Annotated in this window: 12 protein-coding genes; 6 read left to right on the forward strand and 6 right to left on the reverse strand. The window is 74.0% G+C overall.

The genetic code is table 11. The annotated features are described in order from the left end of the window. Window positions 1-37: 37 nt before the first annotated feature. The 4 genes from ACHZ99_RS01860 to ACHZ99_RS01875 are packed head-to-tail and all read left to right on the forward strand — an operon-like array spanning window position 38 to window position 4,260. Entirely contained in the window at window positions 38-997 is a 960-nt protein-coding gene (locus ACHZ99_RS01860) for an ATP-binding cassette domain-containing protein (RefSeq protein ID WP_420302510.1), read from the forward strand. After that, window positions 994-1,824, forward strand: coding sequence for an ABC transporter permease (locus ACHZ99_RS01865; protein WP_420302511.1), 831 nt, complete (start codon window positions 994-996; stop codon window positions 1,822-1,824). The genes ACHZ99_RS01860 and ACHZ99_RS01865 overlap by 4 nt, the downstream gene beginning before the upstream one ends. Further along, window positions 1,814-3,595 carry a sensor histidine kinase gene (locus ACHZ99_RS01870; RefSeq protein WP_420302512.1) on the forward strand — a complete coding sequence of 594 codons (1,782 nt, stop codon included), beginning with the start codon at window positions 1,814-1,816 and terminating at the stop codon, window positions 3,593-3,595. Before ACHZ99_RS01865 ends, ACHZ99_RS01870 begins: the two co-directional genes overlap by 11 nt. Next, window positions 3,592-4,260 carry a response regulator gene (locus ACHZ99_RS01875; RefSeq protein ID WP_420302513.1) on the forward strand — a complete coding sequence of 223 codons (669 nt, stop codon included), beginning with the start codon at window positions 3,592-3,594 and terminating at the stop codon, window positions 4,258-4,260. Before ACHZ99_RS01870 ends, ACHZ99_RS01875 begins: the two co-directional genes overlap by 4 nt. Window positions 4,261-4,299: 39 nt before the next feature. On the opposite strand, the gene ACHZ99_RS01880 is transcribed toward ACHZ99_RS01875, so the two are convergent. Further along, window positions 4,300-5,202 (reverse strand): helix-turn-helix domain-containing protein, encoded by a 903-nt coding sequence (locus ACHZ99_RS01880; RefSeq protein ID WP_420302514.1) that lies wholly within the window; start codon window positions 5,200-5,202, stop codon window positions 4,300-4,302. 160 nt (window positions 5,203-5,362) lie between these two features. Here ACHZ99_RS01880 and ACHZ99_RS01885 point away from each other — a divergent pair, with 160 nt between their 5' ends. After that, window positions 5,363-7,135 (forward strand): glycoside hydrolase family 35 protein, encoded by a 1,773-nt coding sequence (locus ACHZ99_RS01885; RefSeq protein ID WP_420302515.1) that lies wholly within the window; start codon window positions 5,363-5,365, stop codon window positions 7,133-7,135. Between the two features lie 30 nt (window positions 7,136-7,165). Here ACHZ99_RS01885 and ACHZ99_RS01890 read toward each other — a convergent pair whose 3' ends face one another. Continuing rightward, window positions 7,166-7,636: a PPOX class F420-dependent oxidoreductase gene (locus ACHZ99_RS01890; RefSeq protein ID WP_420302516.1), complete on the reverse strand. Its 471-nt coding sequence runs from the start codon at window positions 7,634-7,636 to the stop codon at window positions 7,166-7,168. 80 nt (window positions 7,637-7,716) lie between these two features. Here ACHZ99_RS01890 and ACHZ99_RS01895 point away from each other — a divergent pair, with 80 nt between their 5' ends. After that, a complete protein-coding gene (locus ACHZ99_RS01895; protein WP_420302517.1) occupies window positions 7,717-8,634 on the forward strand; it encodes a hypothetical protein in 918 nt (305 codons plus the stop codon). A gap of 42 nt (window positions 8,635-8,676) precedes the next feature. Here ACHZ99_RS01895 and ACHZ99_RS01900 read toward each other — a convergent pair whose 3' ends face one another. The 4 genes from ACHZ99_RS01900 to ACHZ99_RS01915 form a co-directional block, all read right to left on the reverse strand. Continuing rightward, window positions 8,677-9,504, reverse strand: coding sequence for a carbohydrate ABC transporter permease (locus ACHZ99_RS01900; RefSeq protein ID WP_420302518.1), 828 nt, complete (start codon window positions 9,502-9,504; stop codon window positions 8,677-8,679). Continuing rightward, entirely contained in the window at window positions 9,501-10,493 is a 993-nt protein-coding gene (locus ACHZ99_RS01905; RefSeq protein WP_420302519.1) for a carbohydrate ABC transporter permease, read from the reverse strand. Before ACHZ99_RS01905 ends, ACHZ99_RS01900 begins: the two co-directional genes overlap by 4 nt. 31 nt (window positions 10,494-10,524) lie before the next feature. Further along, window positions 10,525-11,829, reverse strand: a complete 1,305-nt coding sequence (locus tag ACHZ99_RS01910; protein WP_420302520.1) for a sugar ABC transporter substrate-binding protein — start codon at window positions 11,827-11,829, stop codon at window positions 10,525-10,527. A gap of 284 nt (window positions 11,830-12,113) precedes the next feature. Continuing rightward, entirely contained in the window at window positions 12,114-13,682 is a 1,569-nt protein-coding gene (locus ACHZ99_RS01915) for a PQQ-dependent sugar dehydrogenase (protein WP_420302521.1), read from the reverse strand. Window positions 13,683-13,895: the final 213 nt, after the last annotated feature.

Consider the following 13,895-nt stretch of genomic DNA (forward strand, 5'->3'; position numbering starts at 1 on the left):
GACGATCGGCGTGGTCGCGCGGCCTAGCGTCGCCGGTATGACGATCGAAGTACGCGGGCTCACCAAGCGGTACGGCGAGAAGACCGCCGTCGACGACCTCACCTTCACCGTGCGCCCGGGGACCGTGACCGGTTTCCTCGGGCCCAACGGCGCCGGCAAGTCCACCACGATGCGCCTCATCGTGGGCCTGGACGCGCCGACCCGCGGCTCCGTCACCGTGAACGGGCGCCACTACGCGCGGCATCCGGCGCCCCTCGCCGAGATCGGGGCGCTGCTGGAGGCTCGGTCCGTACACACCGGGCGCAGCGCCTCCAAGCACCTGCTCGCGCTCGCCCTGACCCACGGCATCCCGCGCAGCCGGGTGGAGGAGGTGATCGAGGCGGTGGGGCTGGGCGGCGCGGCGCGCAAGCGCGCCGGCGGGTTCTCGCTGGGCATGGGGCAGCGGCTCGGCATCGCCGCCGCGCTGCTCGCCGACCCGGCGGCCGTCGTGCTCGACGAGCCGGTCAACGGCCTCGACCCCGAGGGCGTGCTGTGGATCCGCACCCTGCTCAAGGACCTGGCGGCGCAGGGCCGCACGGTGTTCGTCTCGTCGCACCTGATGAGCGAGATGGCGCTGACCGCCGAGCATCTGATCGTCGTCGGGCGCGGACGGCTGCTCGCGGACACGACGGTGGCGGAGTTCGTACGGTCCGCCGGGCGCGACGAGGTGTCGCTGAGGTCGCCGGAGGCGGGCCGGCTGCGGGAGCTGCTGGCCGGCCCCGGTGTCGAGGTCGCCTCGGACGCGCCGGGCGAGCTGCGCGTCCGCGGTGTCGGCGCGGAGGACATCGGCCTGACGGCCGCCGCGCACGGCGTGCCGCTGTTCGAGCTGACACCCCACCGGGTGTCGCTGGAGGAGGCGTTCATGGAGCTGACCCGGGACGCCGTCGAGTACCACGCCCACCCCCACGTCGCGGAGGAGCGGGGCGGGCAGGACCGGCACGAGGAGGTCGCCGCATGAGTACCCCGTCGCTGACCGCGCCCGGCCCCGGCGGTACGCGCGCCGGCGCCGCCGGCGGCGCGGGCTACCGCGTGACGTACCCGCGCGTGCTGCGCTCGGAGTGGTCGAAGCTGTGGTCGCTGCGCTCGACCTGGTACGCGCTGACCGCCGTCGTCGTGCTGGCCCTCGGCCTCGGTCTCGCGATCGGCGCCGCGTTCACCGACGGCGGCGACGACGGCCCGGGCGACCCCGTCGACACCACCCTGCTGGGCCTGAACTTCGGCCTGCTGATCCTGCCCGTGCTGGGCATCCTCACCACCGCCGGCGAGTGGTCGACGGGGATGGTGCGGGCCACGATGGCGGCGGTGCCGCGGCGGCTGCCGGTGCTGTGGACCAAGGCGGCGGTCTTCGGCGCGGTGAGCTTCGTCCTGACGCTGGCGACGGCGCTGGTGACGTTCCCGGCGGCGCAGGCGTTCCTCGCGGACACGCCCCTCGCCGCCCGCCTCGGCGACCCGGGGGTGGCGCGGGCGCTGGTCACCACGGCCGCGGGGGCGGCGCTCATCGCCGTGCTCGGGGTGGCGGTGGGGGCGCTGCTGCGCAGCGTTCCGGCGTCGATCGGGGTGTTCGTGGCGGTGCTGATGGTGGTGCCGGGCGTGGTTCCGCTGCTGCCGTACGGCTGGGCCGAGGACATCGTGGCGTACACGCCGCTGGCCGCGATGGAACCGCTGATGGCCGCCCACCCGGAGCCGGACCTGCCGACGGTCGGCGCCGCGCTCGTCAGCATGGTTCTCTGGACGGCGGCGGGGCTGGCCGCGGCGGCGCTGCGGCTCCGGCGCAGTGACGTCTGAGCGCCCGCCGGGCGAGGATGGCCGGGGGCGGAAGTCGGTACGGACGGCGGTGGCGGCGGTGGGGGCGGTGGCGGCGGTGACGGCGAAAGTGGCGCGCACGGCGCGAGCGGCGGCGGCGCGGACGGCGGCGGAGCCGACCGCGGGCCGGGGCGCGGCAGACGGCGGCCCGGGGGCGGTGCCCCCGCCGCCGCCCACGCACCGCATCCACGCCGCCGCCCAGCGCGTGCGGGCCTTCGACACCCGCCACCCCGCGGTGTGGGACGCGTCGCTGGCCGCCCTCGTCGCCCTGCCGGGGCTGGTGCAGCTCACCCTCGGCGACTGGCGCGAGGACTCCCGGGACCAGCCCGGTGCGGACCCCGCCGAGCTGGCGTCGCTCCCGGTGGCCGTGCCGTGGCTGATCTGGGCGGGCCTGGTGCTGGCGATGCCGTGGCGCCGGCGGCACCCGTTCGCGGTGTTCTGCGGCGTGGCCGCGCTGGTCTTCGTCCACGACGCGTACGACCTGGCGCTCGCGTCCGTGATGGCTGTCGGCGTGGCCCTGTACAACGTGGCGCTGCGGCTGCCGCTGTCCCGGCTGGCGTGGGTCTCCGCCATCCTGGCGGCGAACATCGGCGCGGAAGCGCTGCGCGAGCCGCCGGAGAACTTCCTCCGCGCGTACGTGCCGGTGGTCGCCATCGCCGCGACCATCGTCATGAGCGGCATCACCGCACGCACCAGACGCGACTACGTCGCCTCGCTGCTGGACCGCGCCGACCGGCTGGAGGTCGAGCGCGACCAGCGCGCCCGGCTCGCCGCCGCGGCCGAACGCGCGCGGATCGCGCGCGAGATGCACGACATCGTGGCGCACAACCTCTCGGTGATCGTCGGCCTCGCGGACGGCGGCGCGTACGCGGCCCGCGGCAGGGGGTACCGCCCACGCGCGCAGCGCTGTGGGGGAGGCCGCCCCGGGCCGGGCGGCACCGGCGCCCCCGGGGCGCGGCCCGGCGACCGTTCCGCCGACCGGCCCGCGCAGGCGCTGGACGCGATCTCCGCCACCGGCCGGGAGGCCCTGGGCGAGCTGCGCCGGCTGCTGGGCGTCCTGCACGAGCCGGGCCCCGGCTCCGGCCCGGACCCCGGCCCCGCGCACCTCGCGCCGCAGCCGGGGCTGGCCGAGCTGGAGCCGCTGTTGCAGCGGGTGCGGGAGGCGGGGCTGCCGGTGCGCTGTACGGTGCGCGGGGACTCGGGAACGCTCTCGGAGGGGCGGCAGTTGGCGGTCTACCGGATCGTGCAGGAGGCGCTGACGAACACGCTGAAGCACGGCGGCGAGGGCGCGACGGCGGCGGTGCGGCTCGACTGCGCGGCGGGCGGGGCGGAGATCGAGGTGACGGACACGGGGACGCCCTCCGGGCGGGTCGGCGGGGACCAGGGCGGGAACGGGGGTGGGCGCGTGCGGCGGGAAGCGCGACCCGGGAGCCGGCGGGAGCCCGAGGCCGCAACCGGCGGCGGATCCGCGGGCGAGGAGACGTCTCCGTACGGCGCCGCGTCGACCGCCGGTCCCGCCGCCCCGGCCGCGGCGGGCGGCGGCCGGGGCATCGCGGGCATGCGCGAGCGCGCCGCGGTCTACGGCGGCACCCTCGACGCGGGCCCCGCCCCCGGCGGCTGGCGCGTGTACGCCGTGCTGCCGCCCGCGCACGAGCCGTCGCTCCCCGCCGGGACCCCGCCGCCCTCTTCCTCCTCGCCGCCCGCCGGCCCGCCCCCCGCGTCCGGCCGTCCCCCGGCGGAGCCGGCCCCGTGACCAGCGTGCTGATCGCCGACGACCACGCCCTCCAGCGGCTCGGGTTCCGGATGCTGCTGGAGAGCCAGGAGGACATGGCCGTCGTCGGCGAGGCCGGCGGCGGGGCCGAAGCAGTGCGGCTGGCGGCCGAGTTGCGGCCGGACGTGGTGCTGATGGACGTCCGCATGCCCGGCCTCGACGGCATCGAGGCCACCCGCCGCGTCGCCGCCTCCGGCGGCCGTACCCGGGTGCTGATCCTGACGACGTTCGACCTCGACGAGTACGCGTTCGCGGGGCTGCGCGCCGGCGCCAGCGGCTTCCTCGTCAAGGACGCGATGCCGGACGAGCTGCTGGCCGGCATCCGGGCGGTGGCCTCCGGCGAGGCGGTCGTCGCCCCCGCGCTGACCCGCCGGCTCATCGAGCGCTACGCGCACCTGCTGCCCGCCCACGGCGAGCCCGCCCCGGCGGGCCCGGACCCGCGGCTGGCGGTGCTCACCGACCGGGAGCGCGAGGTGCTGCGGGTCGTCGCGCTGGGCTGGACGAACGGCGAGATCGCCGAGCGGATGCACCTGGCCGAGTCGACGGTCAAGACGCACGTCGGCCGGATCCTCGGCAAGACCGGCGCCCGGGACCGGGTGCAGGCGGTGATCTTCGCGTACGACACCCGCCTGGTACGCCCCGACTGAGCGGGCCCGTACGGGACACCTCTGCGCGCCCACAGCCCCCTACGCCGGTCCCCCGCCCGGCGCGCCCTCCGCCACCGGCGGGTCCCCCGGCTCCGGCGCCCGGTCGCTCCAGCCGCCCGGCGCCGTACGCCCCTGCTGGTCGCGGAAGCGCACCGGCGCGACCCCCACCCGGCGCGTGAACAGCCGCGAGAAGTACGCCGGGTCGTCGTACCCGACCCGCCGGGCCACCGCCGCGATGGGCAGCTCCGTGGCGGCCAGCAGCTCCTTCGCCCGCCCGAGCCGTATCCCCAGCAGGTAGTCCTTCGGGCTGCACCCCGCCGCCCGCCGCACCGCGGCGCGCAGCTCGGCCGTCGTCATGCCGTGCCGCGCCGCGTGCTCGGCGACGGACAGCGGCAGGAAGGCGTCGCGGGCCAGCGCCGGCAGCACCGGGTCGCCGTCCGGGGCCATGTCCGCGCGCGACCGGCGCAGCGCGACGAGCAGGTCGTGCACGGCGGCGGACGTCTCGACCTCCAGCATCGGGTTGCCGCGGCGGGCGGCGCGGGCGATGCGGGTGACGACCGTACGCGGCCCGGTGGCGTCGCTGAGCGGCACCACGGGCCGCTCCGGCTGGACGTAGCCCAGCTCGGTGTACGCGGCCACGGCGGAGCCGGTGAAGTCGACGAACGCCTCGTCCCAGCCGGTCTCCGGGTCCGGCCCGTAGTGGTGGACCGCGCCGGGGACGAGCCACAGCAGCGCGGGCGCCGCGACGTCCCGCACCGGCCCGTCGCCGCCCCGGAACCAGCCGCGCCCGCTGCTGACGACGACGGCGACGTGGTGGTCGAGCGTGCGCGGCCCGACGACCGGCAGGCGGCCGTACTGCAGCCCGACGCCGAGGCAGACCAGGCCGAGCCTGCGGTGCACCGGGCCGGGGGTGAAGTAGCGCATCCAGGTGTGGTGACTCATCGATGCCGCCCGCCCTCCTTGCTTCGCCACCGCCGGGGCCGTCGGCGCCCCCGCGCCGCCGCCGAGTCCAAGCACCGCCGATCTTTGTCCATGGACGCGCGGGTGACCAGGGGGCAAGAGTAGGTGCCCGGCGGGATCGGCGAGGAACGGCGGGAATCGGGTGCCGGAGTTCACGGTGGAAGGCGACTCCTTCGCGCTGGACGGGCGGCCGGTGCGGCTGCTGTCGGGGGCCGTGCACTACTTCCGGGTGCACGAGGCGCAGTGGGGCCACCGGCTCGCGTCGCTGCGCGCGATGGGGCTGAACTGCGTGGAGGCGTACGTTCCGTGGAACCTGCACGAGCCCTCCCCCGGCTGCTACGAGGACGTGGCGGCGACCGGCCGGTTCCTCGACGCCGCGCAGGCGGCGGGGCTGTGGGTGATTGTCCGCCCGGGCCCGTACATCTGCGCGGAGTGGGAGAACGGGGGGCTGCCGCACTGGCTGACGGGGCGGCTGGGGCCGCGGGTGCGCACCCGCGACCCGGAGTTCCTCGCCGCGGTGGACGAGTGGTTCGACACCGTGCTGCCGCAGGTGGTGGCCCGGCAGGTGACGCGGGGCGGCCCGGTGCTGCTGGTGCAGGTGGAGAACGAGTACGGCTCGTACGGCAGCGACCGCGCCTACCTGCGCCACCTCGCCGACGGCCTGCGCGCCCGCGGCGTGACCGTGCCGCTGTTCACGGCGGACGGGCCCGAGGACCACATGCTCACCGCGGGCGCCCTGCCCGGCGTCACGGCCGCGGTGACCTTCGGCTCGGGTGCCCGGGAGGCGTTCGCGACGCTGCGCCGGCACCGGCAGGCCGGGCCGCTGATGTGCGCGGAGTTCTGGTGCGGCTGGTTCGACCACTGGGGTGGGGAGCACGTCGTACGGGAGCCGGCGGACGCGGCGGAGACGCTGGCGGAGATCCTCGGCAGCGGCGCGTCGGTGAACCTGTACATGGCGCACGGCGGCACCAGCTTCGGCGGATGGGCGGGCGCCAACCGCGCCGGGGACCTGCACCGCGGCGCGCTGCGGCCGGACGTGACGTCGTACGACTACGGCGCCCCGGTCGACGAGTACGGACGCCCGACGGCGAAGTTCGAGGCGTTCCGCACGGTGCTCGCCCCGTACGCGGACGGCCCGCTGCCCGAGCCGCCGCCGGCGCCCCCGGCCCTGCCGGAGCCTGTCCCGGCGCCCGTCGACGGCCGGGTGCCGGCGGCGGCGGTGCTGGCGGCCCTGGGCGGGCCGGGGCCGGCGGCGGCGGAGCCGGTGTACGGGGTGCCGCCGACGTTCGAGGAGCTGGACGTGGACCGCGGGCTCGTCCGCTACCGCTTCCGTGTACCGGGCCCGCGGCGGCCGTACCCGCTGCTGGTCACCGGGCTGCGGGACGTAGCGGTGGCGTACGTACGGGACGCGGCCGGCGAGCGGCGGATCGCGCTGGCCGGCGAGGAGGCGCCGCTCGGGGACGTGGCCGGGCCGGCGGAGGTGGAGGTCTGGGTGGAGTCCCTGGGGCGGGTCAACTACGGCCCGCGGCTCGGGGAGCCGAAGGGCATCACCGGCGGGCTGCTGCACGAGCGCCAGTACGTCCACGGCGTACGGGCCCGGGGGCTGCGCCTCGACGCCTTCGACGACGCCGAGGCGGTGGCGGCGCTGCCGTACGGCCCGCCCGGGGCGGGCGGCGCGGGGCTGTACCGGGCGGCGGCGCAGGTGCCCCGGCCGGGGGACGCGGCGCTGGCGCTGCCGGGCTGGGGGCGGGGCTGGGCGTGGGTGAACGGCTTCTGCCTGGGCCGCTACTGGGCGGCGGGCCCGCAGGAGTCGCTGTACGTCCCGGGCCCGGTGCTGCGCGCGGGCGGCAACGAGGTGCTGCTGCTGGAGCTGGTCGAGGGGGGCGGCGAGCCGCGGCTCCGCCCGCCGCCGTAGCCCCGGGACTCCGGCCGCGGCGCCCGCGCGCTACGACCCCTCGGCCAGCCGCGCCGGGAAGCCCCCGGTGGCCACCGGGCCCCACCGCTCCGGGGTGATCCGGATCAGCGACTTCCCCTGCCGCACCATGGCCTCGCGGTACTCGTCCCAGTCCGGGTGCTCCCCCGAGATGTTGCGGAAGTACTCCACGAACGGCTCCACGTCCTCCGTCGCGTCGATCACCTCCGCCGCGCCGTCGACCTGGACCCACGGCCCGTTCCACTCCTCGGACAGCACCACGATCCCGACCCGCGGGTCCCGCCGCGCGTTGCGCGTCTTGGCCCGCTCCGGGTACGTGGACACCACGATCCGCCCCGCGTCGTCGACCCCGCAGGTCAGCGGCGACGCCTGCGGCGAGCCGTCGGCCCGGCGGGTGAGCAGCAGGGCCCGGTGCCGGGGCCGGACGAAGTCGAGCAGCCCGGCGAGGTCGACCCGGGTGTTGGTGGCGATGTTCGGACTCATGCGGGTCACGATACGTCGCCCGGGGCCGCGGCGCGGCGGCCCGTAGAGTGGGCTGGAGTCGGACACCCTGGGGGTCGCCGGTGGACAGCGCAAGCGCGGTCGTGCACGGTTTTCCGCATCTGCGGACCGTGCGGTCGGCCCTGACGGCGCTCTACCGGCGGATCACCGCGGACGTCCTGCACGCCGACTTCGCGGTCAGCGTGCCGGCCGCGGACGTGGCCCTGGCTCCCGGCGAGGACCTGCACCTGGGCGTTCAGCGGGTGGCCCGCGCGCTGGTGACGCACCTGGAGCTGCCGGACGCGCGCATGATCGTCTCCTTCCGCGACATGCCGGAGGCCGCGGTCGTGGAGCTGGCCGCGGGCCCCGAGTACTTCGTCGAGCTGAACCACCGCTTCCGCGACCACCGCCAGGACGTCGGCGGGGCGCTCGCGCACGAGGTGATGCACGTCTACCTCGACCGCCTCGGGCTGTCCTTCCCCGGCACCGCCGACAACGAGATCCTCACCGACACCGCGACGGCCTACCTCGGCGCCGGCTGGCTGCTGCTGGACGCCTTCCGCGAGGGCGGCGGCGCGTCGCAGCGGTTCGGCTACCTCACGCCGGAGGAGTTCGGCTACGTCGTCGCCAAGCGCGCCCTCGCCTTCGGCGAGAGCCCCGAGACCTGGTTCACCAGCCCGCAGGCGTACGAGGCGTACACCGCCGGCATGCGCCTGGCCCGCCGCGACGCCCGGCGCCCGCCGCTGGCGGCGAGCGGGCGGCTCGGGCGGCACCGGTACACGCGGGACCGCAGGAGGGCGCAGGAGCTGTTCGCGGGCGCGGGCGGCGGGGCCCTGACCACGACGGCCGCCCCCACCGACGGCTACGCCTTCGAGGACGGCTCCCCGCTGCGGGTGTCGTTCCCGTGCCCCGTCTGCCACCAGCGGATCCGGGTGCCGGTGCGCGGGCACGTACGGGCGCGCTGCGGGCTGTGCAGGGCGGTGCTGGAGTGCGAGACGTGACCGGCCGGGCGGCGGTGCCGCCGCCCGGCCGGTCCGCGGGTCTCAGCCCTTGACCGCGCCCGCCGCCAGCCCGGACGCCAGCCGCCGCTGCACGATCACGAAGAAGATCAGCACCGGCAGGGTGACCAGCGTGGAGCTGGCCATGACCGGCCCCCACGCGGTGTCGTTCTCGCCGAAGAACTGGTAGATCCCGACGGCCGCCGTGTACTTGTCGCTGTCCTGCATGAAGACGTACGCGAAGATGAACTCGTTCCAGGCGGTGATGAACGCGAACACGCTGGTCGCCACCAGTCCGGGCGCCACCAGCGGCAGCAGCACCGACCAGAACATCCGCGGCCAGGAGCAGCCGTCGATGTACGCCGCCTCCTCGACCTCCTTGGGCACGGTGGCGACGAACCCGCGCAGCGTCCAGATCGCGAACGGCAGCGACAGGGCGATGTACACGATCGTCAGCCCGAGCAGGCTGTTGAGCAGCTCGTAGTCGCGCATCTGCAGGAAGAGCGGGATGACCAGCGCCTCCAGCGGCACCATCTGCACGATCAGGATCATGATCAGTACGGAGGTGCGGAACCGGAACCGGAAGCGCGCCACGGCCACCGCCGCGAAGAGCGCCAGCACGCCGGCGGCGAGGATGGTGCCGAGGCCGACGATCGCCGAGTTCAGCAGGTAGCGGTCGAAGTTGCCCTCGTCCCACACCCGGCTGAAGTGCTCGAAGGACACCCCGCTGGGCAGCACGTCCGAGCCCCGGGAGGTGGCCCGCGGGTCGAACGCGGTGCTGACCATCCAGTAGACGGGGAAGAGGGTGAAGATCAGCAGGCCCGCGACGGCGGCCGGGAGGCCGACGCGCGAGGCGATCGAGGCGCGCTTCACAGTTCCTCCTCCCCCTGCCGGAAGAGCGTGCGGATGTAGACGAGGGTGATGGCGATGAGCAGCAGCGTGAGCATCACGGCCGCGGCGGCGCCGGATCCGTAGTCCTTCTTGGCGAACGCCTCGATGTACGAGTACACGCCGAGGTTGATGACGTCCTCGTTGCTGCCGCTGCCGCCGGGCATGAGGAAGATCTGGGTGAAGACCTTGAAGTCCCAGATGGTCGAGAGGATGGTCACGACCAGGAAGATCGGCCGCAGCGCGGGCACGGTGATGCGCCAGAACCGCTGCCAGGCGTTCGCGCCGTCGATCATCCCCGCCTCGTACAGCTCCCTGGGCACCGTCATCAGGCCCGCGAGCACGGTGACGGCGACGAACGGGAAGCCGTGGTGGACGACGTTCAGGGTGGCGATGGCGTAGAAGCCGAGCCGGTCGGTGAACCAGTTGGTGGTCTCCGGGTCGATCAGCCCGAGCCCGCCGGCGATCCGGCTCATCAGCCCGTCCTCGGGCGCGAAGAGCCAGACCCACACGTACGTGCCGGTGACCGCCGGCATCGCCCAGGCGGCCATGATCGCGGTCGAGCAGATCACCCGCCACGTGGTGCCCAGGCGGTTGAGCAGCAGCGCGACGGCGGTGCCGAAGGCGACGGTGAGGACCACGCAGGCGAACGCGAAGAACGCCGTGTTCGGCAGCACCGTGCGCCACAGCAGCTCGTTGGAGAGCAGGTCGGCGTAGTTGTCGAAGCCGGTCCAGGTGCCGACGCCGCCGCCGAACTTGACCTCGTACTCCTGCAGCGACAGCTTGCCGACCTCGACCAGCGGCCACAGCAGCAGCCCGGCGAGCACCGCGAGGGCGGGTGCCAGGAGCAGCCACGGACGCGTCAGCGTCACCAGCCGCTTGCGGCGGCGCGCGGCTTCGGCGGAGGTGCGGCCGGGCCGCGACGGCTCCTTGGGGGGAGCGATCGCGGCCTCGGCGGTAAGCGATTCCTTCACGGTGTTTCCGGGTCCTTGTCCGAAACGCGGTCTACTCGGACTTGGCGAAGATGTCGTCCATCTCGCCGGCGGCCTTGTCCGCCGCCTCCTGGACGCTCGCGTCGCCCTTGAGGACGGACTGCACCAGCTTGAGGATCACCTGGCTGGCCTGGATCTCGCCGTACGCGGTGGTCTTCGGGACGGTCGCCCCGGCCTCCATCATCTGCGTGGCGAACGGCTCGACCAGCGGGTCGCCCTCCTCGGCGATCTTCTTCAGCTCGGAGTTGGTGCCCGGGAAGTAGTTCGTCTGCTTGGCCCACTCGGCGGCGAACTCGCCGGTGGTGGCCATCTTGACGTACTCCCAGGCCAGATCCTTCTTGTCGCTGTTGAAGGTCGACAGGTAGGAGCCGCCGAGGAACGACGGGCTCAGGCCGCCGTCCTGGCCGGGGATCGGCGCGGCGCCGAGCTTGCCCTCCAGCTCGGGGGCCTCGTCGAGGAAGGTCTTGATGGTCCAGTTGCCGGAGAGCGTCATGGCGACGTTCCCCTTGGTGAACTCCTGGGCCACCTCGTCCTCGCGCCAGGTGGTGACCTTCGCCGGGGAGAGGTCGTCCTTGGTCGCCAGGTCGGTGTAGAACTCCAGGCCCTCGACGGACTCCGGCGAGTTGATGGCGGACTTCCAGGTGCCGCCCTCCTCCACGGCCGGCTCGCCGCCCGCGCCCCAGACGAAGGGCATCGCGAACATCTCGGCCCCGCCGGGGACGGGGAAGGAGATCATGTCCGGCTCCTTCTCCTTGAGCGTGAGCGCGACGTCGCGCAGCTCCTCCCAGTTCGTCGGGGGCTTCAGGCCGTGCTTCTCGAAGATGTCCTTGCGGTAGACCAGGCCGCGCACGCCGGCGTACCAGGGCATGCCGTACTGCTTGCCGTCCAGCGTGCCCGCGTCCTTCAGGCCCTCGACCAGGTCCTGGTCGAGCCCGGCCTCCTTCACCTCGTCGGTGACGTCCACCAGGCCGCCGGTCTCGGCGAACTGCGGCACCCAGGTGGTGCCGACCTCGGCGACGTCCGGCACCTGGTCGGGGCCGCCCTCGATCGCGGTGGTGAACTTGCGCTGGGCGCTCTCCCACTGCTGGTACTCGACGTTGACCTTGGCGCCCGTCTTCTTCTCGAACGCCTTGTTCAGCTTGGTGAAGAACGGGTCGGCGTCGGGGTTGGTCCCCTTCATGATCCAGACGTCGAGGGTCTTGCCCTTGCCGTCCAGAGCGTCGCTGCCGCCACCGCCTTCATCATCGGAGTCGCTGCCACAGGCGGCGAGCCCCAGCACCATTGCGGCGCTCACTGCGCCGATGACGAACTTCCGCATGAACCGCTCCCGCTCCTCAGTGAGCCGAACTGAACTTGTCTAGACCAGCAGGACGGTATGGAGTGGTTTAACCAGGGTCAAGGGTGGTTTCGAGGTGATGCCGAACCGTTGTCTGAGCCGTCGCCGAAACGTCCACCCGACAATTGTCCGACCATTGGCGTTGCGCGCTGTGCAGCTGATGGCGTTGCACATGGTGCAGCCGAAACTATCATCGCCCTTTTCGCCCCGCACGCCCCCGGCGTACGACCGGGGGCGTGTGTGAAGCGCTTGCTATCCCGACGGGGTCAGCCGACCGGGACCTCCGAGGTGGTCAGCGCGCATGCCTCGCCGTTGAGGTTGGCGCGTTTCGGCGGCGAAACGTCACCCGTATGGCTGGCCAGATAGCCCAGGGAAATACTCTCACCCGGTTCGATAACCGCGTTGTGGGTGCCGTTGGACGCCCTGACCATGTTGCTGAGCTGCACGAGGTCGGTGTTCCAGTCCGAGATCACGGTCTGGTCCAGGGCGAGGGGGAAGGTCAGCGTCCAGCCGTCGACCGGCGTGCTGCCCGTGTTGGTGACCGTCAGATCCGCGGTCAGGCCGCCGCCCCAGGTCGTCGAGGTGAGGTCGATCCGGCAGGTCGGCTGCTGCTGCTCGAAGGCGACCTTGTGCAGCCCGCCCGGCAGGTCGTTGACGAGGTAGAACTCGCCGTCGACCGTCTCGCCGACGTCCGTGATCTGGGTGGGGAACCGGCCGATCTCCGCCTGCTCGTAGCCGCCCTCGCCGTCCTCGCGCAGCGCCCAGACGGCGGAGGAGCAGTAGTCGGTGCCGATGTACGTGCCGCCGAGCAGGTCGGCGTACTGCTCGCCGCGGTAGACCCGGCCGCCGACGACGGCGCAGCCGCCGGTGTACGGGGAGTAGGTGAAGACGGGGTCGGTGTACTCGGCGCCGTCGGCGCACTGCGCCTCGTCGAAGACCACGAGGCCCTCGCGGCAGGACCAGCCGAAGTTCGCGCCGGCCTGCTCCGTACGGGCGACGTGGTTGATCTCCTCCCAGGTCCCCTGGCCGACGTCACCGAGCCACAGCGAGCCGTCCGCGGAGTCGAAGGAGAAGCGCCAGGGGTTGCGCAGCCCGTACGCCCAGATCTCCGGGCGGGCGTCCGGGACGCCCACGAACGGGTTGTCGTCGGGCACGCAGTACGGCAGGTCGCCGCAGGTCCGGCTGACGTCGATGCGCAGCATCTTGCCGAGCAGGGTGTCGAGCCGCTGGCCGCTGTCGTACGGGTCGCCGGCGCCGCCGCCGTCCCCGATGGTCCAGTACAGGTAGCCGTCCGGGCCGAAGGCGATCGTGCCGCCGTTGTGGTTCCACTGCTCGGCGTGCTCCTGGGAGAGCAGCACCTCCAGGCCGCCGTCGTCGAGCCCGTAGCGGGCCAGGGTGACCGCGCCGTCGGGCAGGGCGGTGTAGACGACGTACAGGTCCCGCACCTCGGGGAAGGCGGGGTCGGGAAGGATGGAGAGCAGCCCGCGCTCGTTGCCGGACTCGTCGACGACGTCGGTGAGGTCGGCGACGAACTCCTCGGCCAGGCCGGTGTCCGGGTGGTACGCGCGCACGGTGCCGCGCTTCTCGGCGATGAAGAGCCGGCCGCTGCCGTCGTCGGGCGCGGCGATGTCGATGGGCCGGCGCAGGCCGAAGGCGACCTGGGTGGTGGTGACCGCCAGCTCCTCCAGCGGGACTTCGGCGGCCGCGCCGCCCGAACCGGTGACGGTCGGTTCGGTGGCGGACGCCGTCAAGGGGACGGTCAGGGGGACGAACAGGGCTAGCACTGCTACCAGGAACAGCGGTGCGGTCCAGCGACGTCTGAGCAAGTGGAGCATGTGGACTCCTGGGGTACGTACGGGAGTTGCATGACCGCGCACCACCCCGGAAGGTATCCGTTACGCCGCCGGCGCACCAGACCGCATCCGCACCTCCGGCCCCCCTGGTCCCCCTGGCCCCTCTGGACTCTCCCGTCCTGCCAGCCCCACCGGCCTCTCCGCGCTCCTCCGGACACGCCGTAGCGCCCGCCTCAACGGTCGGGGAGAGGCAGG

Source organism: Streptomyces sp. MAR4 CNX-425, from assembly GCF_048656465.1.
Taxonomy (GTDB): Bacteria; Actinomycetota; Actinomycetes; order Streptomycetales; family Streptomycetaceae; genus Streptomyces.